At 75.1% G+C, this 18,954-nt stretch carries 13 protein-coding genes; 2 read left to right on the forward strand and 11 right to left on the reverse strand.

The window, feature by feature from the left end:
* Positions 1-34 precede the first annotated feature (34 nt).
* The 3 genes from ACF1AL_RS18015 to purN form a co-directional block, all read right to left on the reverse strand.
* A complete protein-coding gene (locus ACF1AL_RS18015) occupies positions 35-772 on the reverse strand; it encodes a DUF6215 domain-containing protein (protein ID WP_391826473.1) in 738 nt (245 codons plus the stop codon).
* A 119-nt stretch (positions 773-891) separates the two neighbouring features.
* Positions 892-2,454 (reverse strand): bifunctional phosphoribosylaminoimidazolecarboxamide formyltransferase/IMP cyclohydrolase, encoded by a 1,563-nt coding sequence (purH, locus tag ACF1AL_RS18020; protein ID WP_391703946.1) that lies wholly within the window; start codon positions 2,452-2,454, stop codon positions 892-894.
* Positions 2,451-3,080 carry a phosphoribosylglycinamide formyltransferase gene (gene purN / locus ACF1AL_RS18025; protein ID WP_366837945.1) on the reverse strand — a complete coding sequence of 210 codons (630 nt, stop codon included), beginning with the start codon at positions 3,078-3,080 and terminating at the stop codon, positions 2,451-2,453. The genes purH and purN overlap by 4 nt, the downstream gene beginning before the upstream one ends.
* 331 nt (positions 3,081-3,411) lie before the next feature.
* Here purN and ACF1AL_RS18030 point away from each other — a divergent pair, with 331 nt between their 5' ends.
* Positions 3,412-4,275 (forward strand): hypothetical protein, encoded by an 864-nt coding sequence (locus ACF1AL_RS18030; protein ID WP_391826475.1) that lies wholly within the window; start codon positions 3,412-3,414, stop codon positions 4,273-4,275.
* Positions 4,276-4,324: 49 nt separating this feature from the next.
* Here ACF1AL_RS18030 and ACF1AL_RS18035 read toward each other — a convergent pair whose 3' ends face one another.
* Positions 4,325-6,352 carry a DUF6350 family protein gene (locus ACF1AL_RS18035; RefSeq protein WP_391826477.1) on the reverse strand — a complete coding sequence of 676 codons (2,028 nt, stop codon included), beginning with the start codon at positions 6,350-6,352 and terminating at the stop codon, positions 4,325-4,327.
* A 96-nt stretch (positions 6,353-6,448) separates the two neighbouring features.
* Here ACF1AL_RS18035 and ACF1AL_RS18040 point away from each other — a divergent pair, with 96 nt between their 5' ends.
* Complete coding sequence (locus ACF1AL_RS18040) at positions 6,449-7,519, forward strand: helix-turn-helix domain-containing protein (protein ID WP_391826479.1); 1,071 nt, start codon at positions 6,449-6,451, stop codon at positions 7,517-7,519.
* 217 nt (positions 7,520-7,736) lie between these two features.
* On the opposite strand, the gene sucD is transcribed toward ACF1AL_RS18040, so the two are convergent.
* From sucD to ACF1AL_RS18075, 7 genes are all read right to left on the reverse strand, one after another.
* Positions 7,737-8,621, reverse strand: coding sequence for a succinate--CoA ligase subunit alpha (gene sucD, locus ACF1AL_RS18045; protein ID WP_366837941.1), 885 nt, complete (start codon positions 8,619-8,621; stop codon positions 7,737-7,739).
* 21 nt (positions 8,622-8,642) lie between these two features.
* Entirely contained in the window at positions 8,643-9,824 is a 1,182-nt protein-coding gene (sucC, locus tag ACF1AL_RS18050) for an ADP-forming succinate--CoA ligase subunit beta (protein ID WP_366837940.1), read from the reverse strand.
* Positions 9,825-10,338: 514 nt separating this feature from the next.
* Entirely contained in the window at positions 10,339-12,387 is a 2,049-nt protein-coding gene (locus ACF1AL_RS18055) for a hypothetical protein (RefSeq protein WP_391826481.1), read from the reverse strand.
* Between the two features lie 202 nt (positions 12,388-12,589).
* Entirely contained in the window at positions 12,590-13,567 is a 978-nt protein-coding gene (locus ACF1AL_RS18060) for a hypothetical protein (RefSeq protein WP_391826483.1), read from the reverse strand.
* Between the two features lie 135 nt (positions 13,568-13,702).
* The gene (locus ACF1AL_RS18065; protein ID WP_391826485.1) at positions 13,703-14,998 is read right to left on the reverse strand and encodes a vWA domain-containing protein; all 1,296 of its coding nucleotides are present in this window, start codon (positions 14,996-14,998) and stop codon (positions 13,703-13,705) included.
* Between the two features lie 11 nt (positions 14,999-15,009).
* Entirely contained in the window at positions 15,010-17,547 is a 2,538-nt protein-coding gene (locus tag ACF1AL_RS18070) for a DUF5682 family protein (RefSeq protein ID WP_391826487.1), read from the reverse strand.
* Positions 17,548-17,772: 225 nt separating this feature from the next.
* Positions 17,773-18,924, reverse strand: coding sequence for an AAA family ATPase (locus tag ACF1AL_RS18075; RefSeq protein ID WP_391826489.1), 1,152 nt, complete (start codon positions 18,922-18,924; stop codon positions 17,773-17,775).
* Positions 18,925-18,954: the final 30 nt, after the last annotated feature.

Genomic DNA, 18,954 nt, shown 5'->3' on the forward strand with positions numbered 1-18,954 from the left:
CCTCGGGGGAGGGCCGGAGGCCTCCGTCGTGCCGTCAGACGGGGTTCCAGCCGGGCAGCGCGGGCAGCACCCGCTCCGCGACCCGCAGCAGGGCGGCGTCGTCGGGCAGCCCGCCGTCCTGGCGCCAGACGGCGACCTCGTAGGAGCCGCCGCCGTCCTCGGCGTCCGGGGCGACGACGAGGGTGCGGGCGATGCCTCCGGGGGCGGTGGTGGTCTTGCCGCCGCCCAGCTGGAAGCCGATCTTGAAGGTCTGGTCGGAGTACAGCACGGCCCGGTGACCGGCGACGGTCTTCCGCTCGGCCCGCGGCCCCTCCAGCCGCGCGAACTGATCGACCGTCATACGGTCGTAGGAGGCGGAGAGTTGCACCGAGTACGTGGTCAGGTCGACGGTCGCCCCGGGGGTGTCGATCTCGGTGCCGCCGGCCGGCTTCACCGAGCTGTCGTTGCCGTAGGCGGTCTGCGCGTGCTCGGCCGGTGTGCCGAGCAGCGTGGGCAGGTCGGCGCGGTTGAGGGCCCGGCACAGCTGGTCACCGGTGACGTGCCCGGCCTGGGCGGGCCCCTTCAGTGCCTTCTTCTTCCCGGACGGGGAGCAGCTCGCCGGACGGTCCGCCGCCTGCTCGCCGCCGGAGCCGCGCCCCAGGTACCACAGGCCCCCCGCCAGGGCCCCGCACAGCGCCAGCGCCAGCAGCACCTGCGCTCCCCAGTTCATCTCCGGTTCCTCGTCCGGCGGTGCCGCTTGCGCTCTTTCGGGCACGGCGAGTCGGTCGCCCATGGTTCCCCCCTGTGGTCGGCGCGCCCCGACGGGCGCCGGGGGAGCCTAACGGGCAACGGCCCCGGCGGGAGTCGCCGGGGCCGTTGCCGAGCGGGGTCGGCGCGGTCAGCGCGTCGGGCTCAGTGGAAGAAGTGGCGCGTGCCCGTGAAGTACATGGTCACGCCGGCCTTCTTCGCCGCCTCCACGACCTGCTCGTCGCGGATCGAGCCGCCGGGCTGGACGATGGCCTTGACCCCGGCGTCGATGAGGATCTGCGGACCGTCCGGGAACGGGAAGAACGCGTCGGAAGCCGCGAAGGAGCCGCGGGCCCGCTCCTCACCGGCCCGCTCCACGGCGAGCTTGCAGGAGTCGACACGGTTGACCTGGCCCATGCCGACGCCGACCGAGGCGCCGTCCTTGGCGAGCAGGATCGCGTTGGACTTCACCGCGCGGCACGCCTTCCAGGCGAACGCGAGCTGCTGGAGGTCCTCGGCGGAGAGCGCCTCGCCGGACGCCAGGGTCCAGTTGGCCGGGTCGTCGCCCTCGGCCTGGAGGCGGTCGGCGACCTGGAGCAGGGCGCCGCCGTCGATCGGCTTGACCTCGACCGGGTGGGCCGGGCCCTCGGGGCAGCGCAGCACGCGGATGTTCTTCTTCTTGGTGAGGGCCTCCAGCGCGCCCTCCTCGTAGTCCGGGGCCACGATGACCTCGGTGAAGATCTCCGCGACCTGCTCGGCCATCTCCTTGCTGACCGGACGGTTCACGGCGATGACACCGCCGTACGCGGAGACCGGGTCGCAGGCGTGCGCCTTGCGGTGCGCCTCGGCGACGTCCGCGCCGATCGCGATGCCGCAGGGGTTGGCGTGCTTGATGATCGCGACGCAGGGCTCGGCGTGGTCGTACGCGGCACGGCGGGCGGCGTCCGTGTCCGTGTAGTTGTTGTACGACATCTCCTTGCCGTGCAGCTGCTCGGCCGCCGCGAGACCGCCCTCGCCGGAGACGTACAGGGCGGCGGGCTGGTGCGGGTTCTCGCCGTAGCGCAGGGTGTGCGCGCGCTCCAGCGAGGAGGCGACGAAGTCGGGGAACTGCGAGTCGTCGGCGGGGGCGTAGGAGGAGGCGAACCAGGAGGAGACGGCGATGTCGTACTCCGCCGTGTGCCGGAAGGCCTCCGCGGCCAGGCGCTTGCGGGCGGCGAGGTCGAAGCCGCCGTCCTTGACGGCCGCGAGGACGTCGGCGTACCGCTCGGGGCTGGTGACCACGGCCACGGACGGGTGGTTCTTGGCGGCGGCGCGGACCATGGAGGGGCCGCCGATGTCGATCTGCTCGACGCACTCGTCCGGCGTGGCGCCGGAGGCGACGGTCTCGCGGAACGGGTAGAGGTTGACGACGACGAGGTCGAAGGGCTCCACGCCCAGCTCGGCGAGCTGCTCGCGGTGGCTGTCCAGGCGCAGGTCGGCGAGGATGCCGGCGTGCACCTTGGGGTGCAGGGTCTTGACCCGGCCGTCCAGGCACTCGGGGAACCCGGTCAGCTCCTCGACCTTGGTGACCGGGACGCCGGCGGCGGCGATCCGGCCGGCCGTGGAGCCGGTGGAGACCAGCTCGACACCGGCCTCGTGCAGCCCGCGGGCCAGGTCCTCCAGGCCGGTCTTGTCGTAGACGCTGACGAGCGCCCGGCGAATCGGCCGCTTGTTGCTCTCGGCGGTCACTGGATAACTACCTTTCGTCCCTCAATGCGATAGCCGTGGCGGGCGAGCCGCCCCACGACCTCGACGAGCAGCCTTCGCTCGACTTCCTTGATGCGCTCGTGCAGCGCGCTCTCGTCGTCCTCGTCCCGGACCTCCACCACGCCCTGCGCGATGATCGGGCCGGTGTCGACGCCGTCGTCGACGAAGTGGACGGTGCAGCCGGTGACCTTGGCGCCGTACGCGAGCGCGTCGCGGACGCCGTGGGCGCCGGGAAAACTGGGGAGAAGGGCGGGGTGGGTGTTGACGAACCGCCCGCCGAAACGGGCCAGGAACTCCTTGCCCACGATCTTCATGAAACCGGCGGAGACGACGAGGTCGGGCTCATGGGCGGCTACGGCCTCGGCGAGCGCGGCGTCCCACTCCTCACGCGTGGCGTGGTCCTTGACCCGCACGGTGAACGTCGGCAGTCCGGCCCGCTCGGCCCGGGCGAGCCCCTCGATGCCGTCGCGGTCGGCGCCGACGGCCACCACCTCGGCACCGTACGCATCGGCCCCCACGGCGGCGATCTCGTCCAGCAGCGCCTGGAGGTTGGTGCCGGAGCCGGAGACCAGCACGACGAGGCGCTTGGCCACGGGATTGGCGGCCACGGTGGGGCCCTTTCTCGGGGGAGCGATCGGTGCGCGGCCGGCCCGTCCACTCGCACTTGTCTCTTCGTACGAATGCTTCGCGCCCCGGGATACGGGGAAGTCTACGAAGCGGCCGACCGTCAGCAACGATACCGGCACACCGGGCGGCCCCCACGGGACGGGGGCGTGGCCGGGAGGTAGCGTCTGCGCTGAAGCTCCTCGGGAACGCGGTGGACGCGCGGTGCGTTTCCGGGGTGGAAGCCCATGTGGGAGCCCCTGTGGAGCAGGTGCCGGGGCGCATGTGGGACGTCCGTCGGACAGCCGTAGTCACCTAGGGGAAGACGCTCTTTTGATGCCGGACCGCAGTCTGCGACTCCTCATGTTCCCGCCGCACCCGGGCCAGGGAGGGGAGCGTGGCGCCGTGCTGCTGCGGGAGCGGCCGGCTTCGCCGCCCGAGGCACCCGACGCCCCCGGCGAGGGGCGCGGCGGAAAGGACCGCGAGGACGACAACCCGTTCGCGCCGCCGCCCGAGGGCACCCCGGACCGCCCGTGGCAGCCCCGGCATCCGGCGGGCGGCGACCGCGGGACGGGCGCGGACGGCCAGGGCAGCGGTCACGGCGGGCGTGGCGGTCAGGGCGGCGGCCCGGGTGGCTCGCCGTGGGGCCGGTGGAGCGACCGGCAGCCCGAGGGTTCCCATGGCGGCTTCGGCGAGCGTCCGGGCGGCGGGCCCGAGGGGCAGAACGGCGGCGGGGGCGGCCCCGCGATGCGCTGGGACCCCTCCGACCCGGTGCAGCGCCGCGCCCGGTACTCCCTGTTGTGCGGGATGTGGGCCTTCTTCTTCGTGCTGTTCGGCTGGCCCTATGTGGCGCTGCTGCTCGGCGCGCTCGCCCTGTACTGGGGCATCAGCGGCCTGCGCGGCCGCGCGACGTCGGGTGACGCGGAGCGGGGCGGCGGCGATGCCGGCTCCGGCGCCGGTGCGGCCGGCACCCGCGGCACCGGCGGCGCCACCGGCACCGGCCGCCCGCCGGTCACGGCCGCGGTGACCGGTCTCGTGACGGCGTCCCTCGCCCTGCTGCTGGTCGTCGCGGGCTTCGCGTCGCAGTTCCTGTACCGGGACTACTACACGTGCACCAACGACGCGCTGACGAACGAGGCGAAGCAGTCCTGCAAGCAGCTGCTGCCGTCGGAGCTGCGGACCTTCCTCGGCGACAGCTGAGGAGCGGGCGGTCTCAGGCGGTCTCACGGGGGTGCGGGCGCCGGTGGCCCTACGGGGTCGCGGGTGGTTCTGCCGGTGGTTCGGCCCCTGTCTCAGTCGGTCGCTCGGTCGGTGGCCGGGTCGGCGGCTGGGCCGGTGACGAGGCCGGCGGGTCGGCGGGGGGTCCGGGCGGTGGCTCCGGGCTCGGCCCGGACGCGGGCTGCGGCTCCGGCTGCGGCTGCGGCTGCGGCTCGGGTTGGGCCGGGGTGGCCCGTTCGGTGCCCGTGGCCGTGCTTTTGGTCGGTTCGGTGCGGGGAGCGGTGCGCGGTTCCGTGACGGGGCGCTTGGGCGGGGTGTTCGTCGGTGCGGGGACGGCGGAGCCGTTGGGCGGAGGCGCGTTGTCCAGGCCGTACGCCGTGTACGGGTCGTCGGCGGGGTCCTCGCGGTCGTAGGCGGCGAAGGGGCGGGACGCGGGCCTCGGGGTCTGCGCGCCGGGGACCTGCTCCTGCTTCGGGCCGGGCTGGCTCCTCGTGTCCGATGCGGCGGACCTCCGCCGCCAGGGCAGCAGGCCACGGCGCTTGCGGGGTTCGGCGTCGGCGTCCGAAGCCGGTTCCGAGCGCTGTCCGCCGATCCTCGGCCTCAGGGCCGACGCGGCGGGGGCGTCCTTGGTGCCGGTCTTCTGCGCGCCGGTCTTCTGCGCGTCGGTCTTCTGCGCGGTCTTCTGCGCTCCGGTCTTCTGCGCTTCGGCCTTCTCCGTTCCGGGCTTCCGCAGGGGGAGCGTCTGCGTTCCGGGCTTCTGGCCTGCGGGCTTCCTTCTGCGGGTACGGCCCCGCCAGGCCCGTAGGGCGAGCGCCAACGGTGTCGCGGCGACGACGGTCCACAGCGCGGCCGCGGCGCCCACCTGCCACGCCACAGGACCGAACCGGGCCAGCGCCGCCACGCCGAGCGGGCCGCCCGCGAGCGCCGCGAGGCCGGCGAGGAGGGCGCCGCAGAGCACGGCCGCGAGAGCGCAGGCACCGGCGGTGCGGCGCGGCGACCACGTGCCGTGTGCCCCGGCCAGGAACCAGCCCGTCGTCAGGCCGGCCACGAACGGCACCGCGGCCGTGGCCCAGTGCAGCGGGGTCCCGGGGCCGCCCGCCGGGACGGCCGCGAGCAGCGGGAACGGCGGCAGCAGGGGGGCCGGGTCGGAGCCCAGCGGGCCGGTGAGGTGCCCGGCGGCCAGCGAGAAGCCGGGGCCGAGGGCGTAGGCGGCGCCCCACACGGCGGCGTTCGGCACCAGCACCAGGCACAGCAGCAGGACCGCGAACCGGCCCGACCAGCCCTCGGTCAGCTGCAGGAACGATCCGCGGGCCGCCCCGCCGTGCCACACCAGGGACACCGCCACGAGCAGCGCACCGCCGCCGACGAGCACCGTCGCACCGGCGCACGCGGCGCGCGCGGCGGCGCCCAGCCGGGCGCGCGCGTCCGCGCCGAGCAGCAGCCGCCGCACCGGGCCGGGCAGCACCGCCAGCACGCCGTCCAGGGGCTCGCGGGGGTGGCCGTGCGCCGTCCACACCCCGGCGCCGGCCGCCGCGGCGACGAGCATCGGCAGCAGGGCGGGCCCCGGCCAGTGCCAGGACGGGCGCAGCTCGCCCCGCGAGGACACGTACAGCAGGGCGGCCGCGGCGACGCCGAGGTAGCCGAGGACCACCCCGGTGAAGGCGGTACGGCCGGTGACGGGCTGCACGCCGTCGTGGCCGTAGACCGCGTCCCGGGCCGCCCGGTGCACCAGCCACACCGGTGCGGCGAGCAGCAGCAGCGGGGTCACCCCGACGGGGGCGGGGACGCCGGTGAGGGTGTCGGTGCGGACCAGTTCGGCGCCGTGCGCGAGCAGCCAGAGCGCGGTCGCGATGTGCAGGGCGCCGCCGGGTCCGCTGTCCGGGTAGGGCGAGCTGATCCACAGCATCAGCACCAGCACGGCCAGCGCGCCGAGGCCCAGGCCCGCGGCGACCGCGCCGCCCAGCAGGCTCGCGGCCAGCCCGGACGAGCGGCCGCGCAGGCGCGTGAGCAGGGGCGGCAACGTGGAGCGGCGGTCGGTCATCGGGATCACGACGGCCATGGTCCCAACGACACGCGCTTTCCCGGCGTAACGGGCGAAGCTCCGTTGTGTCGCTCAATATACGTTTATGTTCTTTTTCGTACGAAGGGGTGTCCGGTGACGCAGAGCCCTGCCAGCCCGCTCCCTCCGCCCGAGGAACGCCGACGCCTGCGCGAGGCCGCCTCCTTGACGCACGCTCAGCTCGCGGACCGGCTCGGCGCGTCCAAGGGGCAGGTGCGCGCCTGGGAGTCCGGCCGCTCCACGCCGCGCGGCCGCAAGCGGGAGGCGTACGCGCGGGTACTGGCCTCCCTGGCGGGGGCCGACGGGGTGACGGCGGATCAGAATGCCGCGGTCGCCGTCGCCGGGCCCGAGGCGGAGCCGGCCGCGTCCGGCCTGACGCCCGCTCAGGCCTTCGACGCGCTGTACGCCTTCTGCGCGCCGGCGCTCGTCCGGCAGGCGTACCTGCTCACCGGGCGGCGGGAACTCGCCCGCGAGTCGGTGGAGCGGGCCTTCCAGCGGGCCTGGGAGCGCTGGCCCGAGGTGGCCCGGGACCGGGACCCGGCGGGCTGGGTGCGGGCCGTCGTGTACGAGTACGCGCTCTCCCCCTGGCACCGGTTCCGCCCCCGCTACCGCCACCCCGAACCGCCGCCCGCCGCCCCCGCCGACCGCGCGCTCATGGACGTACTGCTGAAACTCCCGCCGTCGTACCGCCGCACCCTGCTGCTCTACGACGGTGTGGGGCTCGGTCTGCCCGAGACGGCGGCGGAGACGGAGGCGAGCACGCCGGCCGCGGCGAACCGGTTGCTGCACGCGCGGGACGCGCTGGCCGCGCGCCTGCCGGAGCTGTCGGATCCGGCGCTGCTGCACCGGCGGCTGGTCGAGGTGGCCGGCGCCGAGCGGCTGCGGGCCCCGCGCGGGGCGACCGTGCGGGTCGGCAGCGAACGCCGGGCGCGGTTCTGGACGCGGGCGGCGATCGCGTTCACGGTCGCGATCATCGGGGCGACGGCGCTGACGCTGCGCTCGGCTCCGACGCAGTACGAGCCGCCGGTCGCGCCCGGCGAGGCGGTACGGGGAGTCCCCCCGAAGCCGGCACCGGGGCCGCTGTCGGCGACGGAGATCGCACTGCGGGAGAAACTCCGCGGCGAGATGACCAGCGGCCCCGAACGGTTGACGCCGTCGGTCGGGTGAACGCGCGGCCCGCCGCGGGGGTGCCGCTTCGTCGCCGGGTGCGGGTGGGAGGTGGCTGGTCGCGCAGTTCCCCGCGCCCCTAGGGGGTTGCAGTCACCCCTACGCAGCGGCGCCCCGTAACGCCGGGTGCGCTCCCCACGGCGTTCACGCCGGGGACGTCGAAGACGCCGTAGGCCCGTCCCACGGAAGGGACGGGCCTACGTGTTGGTCGAACCGCTCAGCCGGCGAGGATCTCGCGGGCCAGCTTCGCCGTCTCGGTCGGCGTCTTGCCGACCTTGACGCCGGCGGCCTCGAGGGCCTCCTTCTTGGCCTGTGCGGTGCCCGAAGAGCCGGAGACGATGGCGCCCGCGTGACCCATGGTCTTGCCCTCGGGCGCGGTGAAGCCCGCGACGTAGCCGACGACCGGCTTGGTCACGTTCTCCTTGATGAAGGCCGCGGCCCGCTCCTCGGCGTCGCCGCCGATCTCACCGATCATGACGATCAGGTCGGTGTCGGGGTCGTCCTGGAACGCCTTCAGCGCGTCGATGTGGGTGGTGCCGATGATCGGGTCACCGCCGATGCCGACGCAGGTCGAGAAGCCGATGTCGCGCAGCTCGTACATCATCTGGTACGTCAGCGTGCCGGACTTCGACACCAGGCCGATGCGGCCCGGCTTGGTGATGTCGGCCGGGATGATGCCGGCGTTCGACTGACCCGGGGTGATCAGACCGGGGCAGTTCGGGCCGATGATGCGGGTCTTGTTGCCCTTCTTGCCGGCGTACGCCCAGAAGGAGGCCGTGTCGTGCACGGCGACGCCCTCGGTGATGACGACGGCCAGCGGGATCTCGGCGTCGATGGCCTCGACGACCGCGTCCTTGGTGAACTTCTCCGGGACGAAGATGACCGTGACGTCGGCGCCGGTCTTCTCGATGGCCTCCTTGACGGACCCGAAGACCGGGACCTCGGTGCCGTCGAAGTCGACCGTCTGGCCGGCCTTGCGCGGGTTCACGCCGCCGACGATGTTGGTGCCGGAAGCCAGCATGCGCTTGGTGTGCTTCTGGCCCTCGGAGCCGGTCATGCCCTGGACGATGACCTTGGATTCCTTGGTGAGGAAGATAGCCATGGTGTTCTGTGACCTCGTCCCTTACTTCGCGGCAGCAGCCAGCTCGGCGGCCTTGTCGGCCGCGCCGTCCATGGTGTCCACGCGCTGCACGAGCGGGTGGTTGCGGTCGTCCAGGATCTGGCGGCCCAGCTCGGCGTTGTTGCCGTCGAGACGGACGACCAGCGGCTTGGTGACCTCTTCGCCCTTGCTCTCCAGGAGCTCCAGGGCCTGCACGATGCCGTTGGCGACGGCGTCGCAGGCGGTGATGCCGCCGAAGACGTTGACGAAGACGGACTTGACGTCCGGGTCGCCGAGGATGATCTCCAGGCCGTTCGCCATGACCTCGGCGGAGGCGCCGCCGCCGATGTCGAGGAAGTTGGCGGGCTTGACGCCCTTGTGGTTCTCACCGGCGTACGCGACGACGTCGAGGGTGCTCATGACGAGACCCGCGCCGTTGCCGATGATGCCGACCTCGCCGTCGAGCTTGACGTAGTTGAGGTTCTTCTCCTTGGCGGCCGCCTCGAGCGGGTTGGCGGCGGCCTTGTCGTGGAGCTCCTCGAAGTCCGGGTGACGGAACTCGGCGTTGTCGTCCAGGGAGACCTTGCCGTCGAGGGCGATGACCTCGCCGGAGGCGACCTTGGCCAGCGGGTTGACCTCGACCAGGAGGGCGTCCTCCTTGACGAAGACGTCCCACAGCTTGACGAGGACGTTCACGACCTTGTCGGCGACCTCGGCCGGGAACTTGGCGGCCTCGACGATCTCGCGGGCCTTGGCCTCGTCCACACCGTCGATGGCGTCGATGTCGATCTTCGCGACGGCCTCGGGGCGGGTGGCCGCCACCTCCTCGATCTCCATGCCGCCCTCGACGGAGGCGATGGAGAGGAAGGTGCGGTTGGCACGGTCGAGGAGGAAGGAGACGTAGTACTCCTCGAGGATCTCCGGAGCGGTCTCGGCGATCATGACCTTGTGGACCGTGTGGCCCTTGATGTCCATGCCGAGGATGTCCGTCGCGCGGGCGACGGCCTCGTCCGGGGTGGCGGCCAGCTTGACGCCGCCGGCCTTGCCGCGACCACCGACCTTCACCTGCGCCTTGACGACGGACTTGCCGCCCAGACGCTCGGTGATCTCGCGCGCCGCCTCAGGCGTGTCGATGACTTCACCGGCCAGCACCGGTACATCGTGCTTGGCGAAGAGGTCCCTCGCCTGGTACTCGAACAGGTCCACGCGCTTCCGTCCCTATCAGTGATCTCGCGGTTCGTTGGATGCGTGGGCGTGCCGCGAAGGGCAACGTGACGTCCGCTTGTCACAAGGGGGGCGCACACGGTGTCCGAGCGCGCGGCATGTCCGTCTCGCAGGTTATCCCCGCTGGCGTTTCGGCTCTAAATCGGAGGTCACACCTGAGCGGTGAGACGCGTCACATGATGCCGTGACTTATGGCACGCCGTGCCATGAAGTGCGGGGCCTCACCGGGCTGGGGTCGACCCGGTGAGGCCTCTGAGCTGCCCCCGTCACGGCCTGCGCGGCCGTGACGGGGGTGTGAGGCGGGCGATCCCCACCCCAATGGGGACCGTCCGGCCTCCTGACCGCGGGGCTCGGGTCGGAGGAGCCGATGGCTTTCGGCCATCCGGGTCCGTCGACCCCGCGGAGCCGGGCGGGCGCCGGCCGGTCCATGTCCGGTCCGGCGCCGTGGCGGAGGGACGGGCACCGTCCGTGCCGGTTGCGGTGCCGCGCCGTCGGGTCAGATGCGGCCCTGGGGGGCGTGCGGGTCGCCGTACGGGTGGAACTGGTGCCCGGCGTACTCGATGTCATGCGCATACCCAGGCAGGACGGAGTCCGTCACTCCCTCGGTGCCCCGCACCGCGTGCCCGGCCAGCGGGCCCGCGCCGTCCCCGGCCGTCCCGGCCAGGTCCTGCGCGAAGGGCGCCACCTCGCCGGTCACGCCGTAGGCGAACGCGTGCGCCTGGCCCGCGACCCCGCCCGCGAACGGCACGGCCTCGCCCGTGACGCCGTGGGCCAGCCCGGTGGCGCTGTCCGCCAGCCCGTCGGCGACCGGGCGGACGAGGTCCACGACCGGCTGTGCCGCGCCGGTGACGCCGTCCGCGAACACCGGCACCTCGGCGGCGACCCCGTGGGCGAAGCCGCCCGCCTGACCGGTCACCCCGTGGGCGAGCGGCGCCACGTGGCCGGCGGTCCCGCCCGCGAACGGGGTGACGTCACCGGCCACGCCGTACGCCAGCGCGCCCGCGTCCGCGACGGCCTGGCCGGCGACCGGCAGCACGCCGTGCACCGCGGTGCCCGCCACCGGCGGCAGCACGGCGTCCACCGCGTCACCGGCGACCTGACCGGCCAGCCCGGTGGCGTACGGCGGCACGTCCGCGCCCAGGCCGCCGACGACCGGGTACGCGTCCGCGACGGCCTGCCCGGCGGTCGCACCGGCGCCGTACACCGCGTCACCGGCCACCGGGGTGACGCCGTGCACCGCGTCACCGGCCACCGGGGAGACCCCGTACACCGCGTTCGTGGCGGTCCGGGCGGCGCCGGTCACCGCGTTCGTGGCGGTCTGCGTGAGACCGGTGATCGCGTGGGTGGCGGTCTGCGTGAGACCGGTGACCGCGTGGGTGGCCGTCCCGGAGACGCCGGTGACCGCGCCCGTGGCGACCGGGTGCACGCCCCGCACGGCCGCGGTGGCGGTGCCGTCGACACCGGAGACGGCCCGGGCGGCGAGCGGCGGGACGTCCGCCACCGTGCCGCCCGCGATCGGGAGCACGCCGTCGACGGCCGCGCCCACCACCGGCGGGACCGCGGCGGCCGTCGTCTCCCGCACCACCGGGCTCACCGTGCCGGGCACCGCGGCGACCGTGCCGACGACCCGCTGCTCGACACCGTCCACCGCACCGGTCAGATGCGCGGGAACGGCGGCGACGGACGCCACGGCGGCGGCACGCACTCCCCCGGCCTCCCCCTGCGCCAGGGCCGCCGCGCCGTCCGCGCGGTTCGCCGCCCCGGCGGCTGCCGTGCGCGTCGCGTCCTGCGCACCCGCCGCCGTGCGGCCCGCGCCTGCCACCGTCTGCTGCGCCTTCGTCCGTACGACGCCGTCGACGCCCTGCGCCGTGCTGTGCGCCGCCGCCTGAACTCCCTGCAGCTTCGTCTGCGCGGCGGCCAGCGCCTGCTCCAGCTCGGGCGCGAAGGCGGCGAGCGGGCCGAACAGGTAGTCGATGCCGTCGTTCGGGGTGTGCGGGAGGTCCGGAGCCTGCGGGGTGGCGGGCAGGTCGTCGGTGGCGTGCGTGGCCGTGGTGAGCGCCGTGTGCGCGGTGTGCGCGGTGTGCGCGGTGTGCGCCGCCCGGGCGGCGTGCGCGCCCGCGATGGCCTGCGCGGCACGCGGCTGGGCCGCCTGCGGGACGGTGACGTCGGCGTCGACGTACCGGCGCGCCTGGTCGGCGGCGGAGGCCGGCGTGTGCGCGGCCGTGCCGAGGAGGTCGGTCGCGGTGGAGGTGGCCGTGGTGGCGGCCGTGGTGGCGGTGGTGGTCGCCCCCGAGATGGCCGGGGCCGTGGTGCCGGTGAGTGTGCCGGTCAGGCCGGACAGGGTGTGCTGCGTGGTGGTGAGGACGCCGCCGACGGTGTCGGGGACCACGCCGAGGCCGGCGTCGGCGGTGGCGTCGGCCGTCGGGTCCGGGGCGGACACCGAGGGGGCGGGCAGTTCGTCGGCGCTGGCCACGGCCGAGCCGAGCGCCCAGGCGCCGGTCACACCGGCGGCTATCACGATGGAACGGCGGATGTTCTTGTTCATGTGCGTCAGATCCTTCGGAAGGCGCGGCCGCGCACCGCCGGGTCGCCGACCTCGGGAGTCGGTGACCTCGGGGCGGGCTGCGCCGGCGATTGAGGCTGGGGTTCGGGAGCATCCGTCCGGGAACCGCCGCGAGGGCGTCCGGAGGGACGAGGCAGACCTGGTCCGCCCCCGCGCGGCAGGTCCACGGCGGGGGAAGGCCTGCCTAGGCGGGGAAGACGGGGATGTCCCGGTACCTGTCCTGGATCCGAGGTGCGGTACACCGGGCCGCGGTGCCGGCCCGTGCCGGCAGAGGCAGCTTGTGGTGCGGGGTGACCGCGTGCGCGTCACCGTGCCGGGGCGTGCTGTTGTCGGCCGCCGAACCACCCGTGACGGCACCGCTCGCGCCCCCGGCGGGCTCCGGCGGCACGGGCGCGTGGGCGGGGGCGGCCGCGTACGGCTTCGCGTGCTGCTGAGCGCGCGTGACGGGGGCCGCCGGGCCGAAGCGGGGGGTGCGGAGGGCCGTGCCCTGGGCGCCGTCGGTGCGCGGCGCGTCCTCGTGCGCCTGAGGGGCGTCCACCGTGTCGTGCGCCGCGCCGCCCGGTGCTCCGGCGGTGTCACCGGCGCCGGGCAGCGTGGGCAGCTGCGGGCCGTCGGGGACGGACGGCAGTGACGGAAGCGCCGGCAGCGCGGGCGCCCCCGGCATCGCGGGCGGCGCCGGCATCGACGGGGCGGGGAGCGGCGGCGCCGGGAGGGACGCGTCCGGGAGCGACGGCTCCGGGAGCGACGGCTGTGTGGGGGGAGTTTGCTGTACGGGGAGAGTCTGCTGTGCGGGGAGGGACGGCAGGTCGAGGCGGGCGGGGAGCGAGGTCACCGGCGCGGTGTGGTGGACGTGCGCCGTCTCGGCGTCGGTCACCGTCGCGGTCGCCACCGCCGTCGCCTTCGCCGTCGCGGTCGCCGTCGCCGTCGCGGTCGCCGTCGCCGGGCTCGCCGCGGGTGCCGTCGCCGACGTGAGGCTCCCCGCGGGTGCCGTCCTCGTCAGGGTCCCGGCGGCTGCCGGTTCCGCCGCGTGGGCGCGCTGGCCGCAGAGCAGTCCGAGCGCCAACAACCCGCCCAGCAACAGCGCCGTCCGGAGCGCGCGCCGCCCCGCCGCCGCGCGCAGGACGCGCACAGCGGCACCGGACAGAGCGGGCTGCCAGGTCAAGGGCGGCGGGACCTCCGTGCGAGGGAACGGCGGGCGGACGAGTCGGGGATCGAAGGGCGTACGGCGGGCCGGCGGCCTCGGGCATACGCGGCGCCGATCCTTGCACGGAACGCCCGAGGTTGCGCAAGCCCCCCGTTACCGATGGGTAGTCATGTCCGGTATGGGCAGTGGCCGTTTCTCGATCGCCGCCGCCATCACCTCCGGGAAGTGGTCGGGCGTGCAGGCGAACGCCGGAACCCCCAGGGCGGCCAGCGCCGCCGCGTGCTCCCGGTCGTAGGCCGGCGCCCCCTCGTCCGACAGCGCGAGCAGCGCCACGAACTGCACTCCCGACGCCTTCATCGCCGCCACCCGCTTCAGCATCTCGTCCCGGATGCCGCCCTCGTACAGGTCGCTGATCAGCACGACCACCGTGTCCGCGGGCCGGGTGATCCGCGACTGGCAGTGGGCGAGCGCCCGGTTGATGTCGGTGCCGCCGCCCAGCTGGGTGCCGAACAGCACGTCCACCGGGTCGTCGAGCCGGTCGGTCAGGTCGACGACCGCCGTGTCGAAGACGACGAGCCGGGTGTCGATCGCCCGCAGGGAGGCCAGCACCGCGCCGAAGACGGAGGCGTACACGACGGACGCCGCCATCGAACCGGACTGGTCGATGCACAGCACCACCTCCTTCTTCATCGACCGGGAGGCCCGCCCGTACCCGATGAGCCGCTCCGGCACGACCGTCCCGTGCTCCGGGAGGTAGTGCTTGAGGTTGGCCGCGATCGTGCGGTTCCAGTCGATGTCGTGGTGGCGGGGCCGCTGCACCCGGGCGCTGCGGTCCAGGGCGCCGGTGAGGGCGGCCCGGGTGCGGGGGGCGAGCCGCTTCTCCAGGTCCTCGACGACCTTGCGTACGACCGCCCGGGCGGTCTCCTTCGTGGTCTCCGGCATCGCCTTGTTCAGCGACAGCAGCGTGCCGACCAGGTGCACGTCGGCCTCCACGGCCTCCAGCATCTCCGGTTCCAGCAGCAGCGTGGACAGACCGAGCCGGTCGATGGCGTCGCGCTGCATGACCTGGACGACGGAGGACGGGAAGTAGGTGCGGATGTCCCCGAGCCAGCGCGCCACGGACGGCGCCGACGCCCCGAGGCCGGCCGCCCGGTCCCGTCCCGTCGGCGGCTTGTCCCCCTGGCCGTACAGTGCGGTGAGCGCTCCGTCCATCGCCGCGTCCCGTCGGGACAGCGCGCTCCCGGTGCCGTCCGCGCCGTCGCCGCCGAGCACCAGCCGCCAGCGCCGCAACCGCTCCCGCGCCGCGTCCGCCGGGTTCTGCGGGTCCGCCGAGTTCCGCGGGTCGTCCGCCGGGTCCCGCTGGTGCGCCGAGCGCGCCTGGCCCGTCTGGCCCGTCTGGCCCGCGGGATCCAACGCGCCCGCCGGCACTGTCGTGTCCCCGTGGGTCATCGCCCGGTTCGTCATACGCCCACCCCCGCAAGGTCGTTGTCGCCGGACGGCTGCCGGTCCTTGTCCAGGCCCAGCAGCAGCCGCACCACGGGCAGGACGGCGTCCGCCCGCTCGGTGTCGAGCCCGGCCCCGAAGCCGGGCACGCCCTCTCCGCCCGCACCCGTACTCCCCCGCTCGCGCGGCCCGCGCCGCACCAGCTCGCCGAGCGTTCTGCGCACTCCCGGCTCGTACGCCGAGAACGTCCGCCGCAGCAGCGGCAGCACGTCCGTGAACGCCTCCGCCGGCACCCCCGTCAGCCAGCCGTCGATCAGCGCGAGCAACCGCTCGTCGTGCACGAGCAGCAGTCCGCCGCCCCCGCCGCCGACGAAGCCGTCGATCCACGCGGCCGCGTCGGCCGGCGGCGTGCCCGGCGACAGGGCGAGCCCCATCAGCCGAGCGGCCTCGTCCTGGTCCAGCTCGCCGTCGTCCAGCAGCAGCCGCGTGGCCCGGCCGCGGATCACCCCGGGCACGGTGTCCCGCCCCGACAGCACCCGCAGCACGCCCTGCCACCGTCCGCGCAACCCGGCGTGGCCGCCGGCCGGGCCGCCGTCGAGCGGGAGGCCGCCGACCGGGGCGTCGCCGAGCGGGAGGCAGCCGGCGGGGGCGTCGCCGGCCGGGGCGCCACCGGACGGCTCGTCCCGGGCGGAGCCTGCCGGCTCCCGCGCCTCGTCCAGCAGACCCACCGCCCCGTGCACGGCGTCCAGGTGGCGCCGCATCTCGGCCGCGGCGTCCGCGTCGAGTGCGGCGCACGCCGAGGGCAGGCCGACGAAGATCCGCTCGGCGAGTCCCGCGGCGACCTTCGCGAGCGCCCCGGTGTCCGTGCCCCGCACGTCGCCGTAGCGCAGCGCGCGGACGAGGGCGGGCAGGGCCTGGGCGAGGTGGCCGACGTCCGCGTCGAGCGCGGCCCGGTCCGCGAGGACCCGCATCACGGTGGGCAGCGCGTCGGCGAGCCCGGCCCGCAGGCACTGCTCGGCGAGGGCGGTGACCTCCGCCAGGGCCCGCGCGGCCACGGCGTCCGCCTCCGCCTTGCCGGTCGCCGCGGCGAGCACGGTCGTCCCCCACACGCCGGCCTCCGCGACCCGCACGGACAGCTCCGGCTCCCAGCGCAGCCGCCACGTCTCCCGGAACGTGCCCGTGCTCCCCCGCGAGGCCGCCGGCTCCCCCCACGCGATCCCCAGCAGCCGCAGCCGGTGCAGCAGCCGGCTGCGCTCCGCGTCGGTCTCCTTGCGCAGGTCGAGCTCCAGCTCCCGCACCGCCGCCTCGGGCTTGAGGCGCAGCCGGCGCTGCGACCGCTCCAGGTCGCGCTGCAAGGGCACGGCCGGTGCCGTGCGTGGCACCTCTCCGAGTACGTCGCCCACGACCAGCCGGTCGTGCACCAGCGCCAGCGGTACGTCCGAGCCGTCGCACATCACGGCCCGCACCGCGTCGGTGGTCTCACCGAGGCCGGGCAGCGGGCGGCCGCGCACCGCGGCCAGCGTCTCGGCGAGCCGCACGGCCTCGATGACGTGCGCGGAGGAGACGATGCGGTCCTCCTGCCGCAGCAGCCCGGCCACCTTGGTCATCCACCTCTCGACGGGCCGGTCCGGCGCGGCGAACAGATGCCCGTACCAGCCCGGCGAGTCGATGCCCGCGCCGTACCCGCCGGCCCGCGCGAGCCGCCGGTGCGTCCACGGCACCCACGTCAGGTCGGTGCGGACCTTGGGCAACCCCTTCAGCAGCGCCTTGTCGGCCGCGACAGTCGTACGCCGCCGCAGCGCGGGCACGTGCCAGGCGCCGCACACCACGGCCACCGCGTCGCCGAACTCCTTGTGCGCGGCGCGCAGTTGCAGCCGCATCTGCGCCTCGCGCACGAGGTCCCGCTCGTCGTCCCCCCAGGCGTCGTCCGCCCTGCCTCCGTCCCCGCCGCCCTCGGTCTCCCGCAGCGCCCCCATCGCCTCCTCGATCACGGCGAACGGCGCGAACGGGTCCCCGAGGCCCGGTCCCCGGTGCTCGACGACGTCCTCCCACCAGCGTTCGGGGTCGTCGTACCCGGCGGCCTCGGCCAGGGCCGCGAGCGGATCGAGCCGCACCCGCGCACCGGGTGCAGGCGGCCGGGGGGACTCGGGGTCGGGGTCCGCCGGGTCCCGATTCCGGTCCTGGTCCTGGTCCTTCCCCCACGCCAGTGCGTGGGTGGCCGGCAGGTCGACGAAGCGAGCCGGGACGTCGTGCGCGAGGGCCCAGCGGAGCGCCACCCACTCCGGGGAGAACTCGGCGAACGGCCAGAACGCCGAGCGGCCGGGCTCGTCCACCGCGTGGGCCAGGAGGGCCACGGGCGGGCGCATGTCCGCGTGCGCGGCGAGCGGGACGAGCGCGTCGGCCTCGGGCGGACCCTCGATCAGCACCACCCGCGGCCGGGCCGCGTCCAGCGCCGCCCGCACGGCCCGCGCCGAGCCGGGCCCGTGGTGGCGCACCCCGAGCAGCAGCGGCCCGGGCCCCGGCCACCGGCCCCCGGAAACCTCACCGTCCGTCATCCCGTCCCCCTCGTCGACCCGGCCCGCGCCCTCACCCGCGTGGCCCGCGTCCTCATCCGCCCAGCCCGCGTCCTCACCCGCGCGGCCCTGACCCGTCGCCGTCCACGCACACCGCCCACGGCGCCCGTCCCCCCGCGCACACCTTGCTCGGGGAGTCGCCTCCCGACCCGCCGTTTCCCTCGCGTCCGGCGGAGCGGCCCCAGCCGAGGTCGTCGTCGCCCCGCATCAGGCGCTCACCTCCCGGCAGGCGCGGTAGAAGTCGGTCCAGCCGTCCCGCTCGCGGACCACCGCCTCCAGGTACTCCTGCCACACCACCCGGTCGGCCGCCGGGTCGCGCACGACCGCGCCGAGGATGCCGGCGGCGACGTCGCCCGGCCGCAGCACCCCGTCGCCGAAGTGGGCGGCGAGCGCGAGGCCGTTGGTGACCACGGAGATCGCCTCGGCCGTCGACAGCGTGCCGCTGGGCGACTTGACCTTGGTGCGTCCGTCGGCGGTGACGCCGTCGCGCAGTTCGCGGAAGACGGTGACGACACGGCGGATCTCGTCGATGCCGTCGGGCACGGCCGGCAGGTCCAGCGAGCGGCCGATCTGGTCGACGCGCCGCGAGACGATGTCGACCTCGGCCTCGACGCTCTCCGGCAGCGGCAGCACCACCGTGTTGAAGCGGCGGCGCAGCGCGCTGGAGAGGTCGTTGACCCCCCGGTCGCGGTCGTTGGCCGTGGCGATCAGGTTGAAGCCGCGGACCGCCTGCACCTCCTCACCCAGCTCCGGTATGGGCAGGGTCTTCTCCGACAGGATCGTGATGAGCGAGTCCTGCACGTCGGCCGGGATGCGGGTCAGCTCCTCCACCCGGGCGGTCATGCCCTCGGCCATGGCGCGCATGACCGGGCTGGGCACGAGGGCGGCGCGGCTCGGGCCGTGGGCGAGCAGCTGCGCGTAGTTCCAGCCGTAGCGGATGGCCTCCTCCGGGGTGCCGGCGGTGCCCTGCACCAGCAGCGTGGAGTCGCCGCTGACGGCCGCGGCGAGATGCTCGGACACCCAGGTCTTCGCGGTGCCGGGCACGCCGAGCAGCAGCAGGGCGCGGTCGGTGGCGAGCGTGGTGACGGCGACCTCGACGATGCGGCGCGGGCCGACGTACTTCGGAGTGATCACCGTGCCGTCGGGCAGGGTGCCGCCGAGCAGGTAGGTCGCGACCGCCCACGGCGACAGCTTCCAGCGGTGCGGGCGCGGACGGTCGTCCTGCGCGGCGAGCGCGGCGAGTTCGTGGGCGAAGGCGTCCTCGGCGTGCGGCCGCAACGCCTCGGTCGCGTCCGTCCGCCGCACTTCCCCGGATGCCGGATCCACGGCCACGGATGTCGGATCCACGGTCACAGGCATGTCTGAGTCCCCCTCCAGCTCGGCCGGTCG

Origin of the sequence: Streptomyces sp. NPDC014801 (genome assembly GCF_043082085.1) — a bacterium.
Lineage (GTDB): Bacteria > Actinomycetota > Actinomycetes > Streptomycetales > Streptomycetaceae > Streptomyces.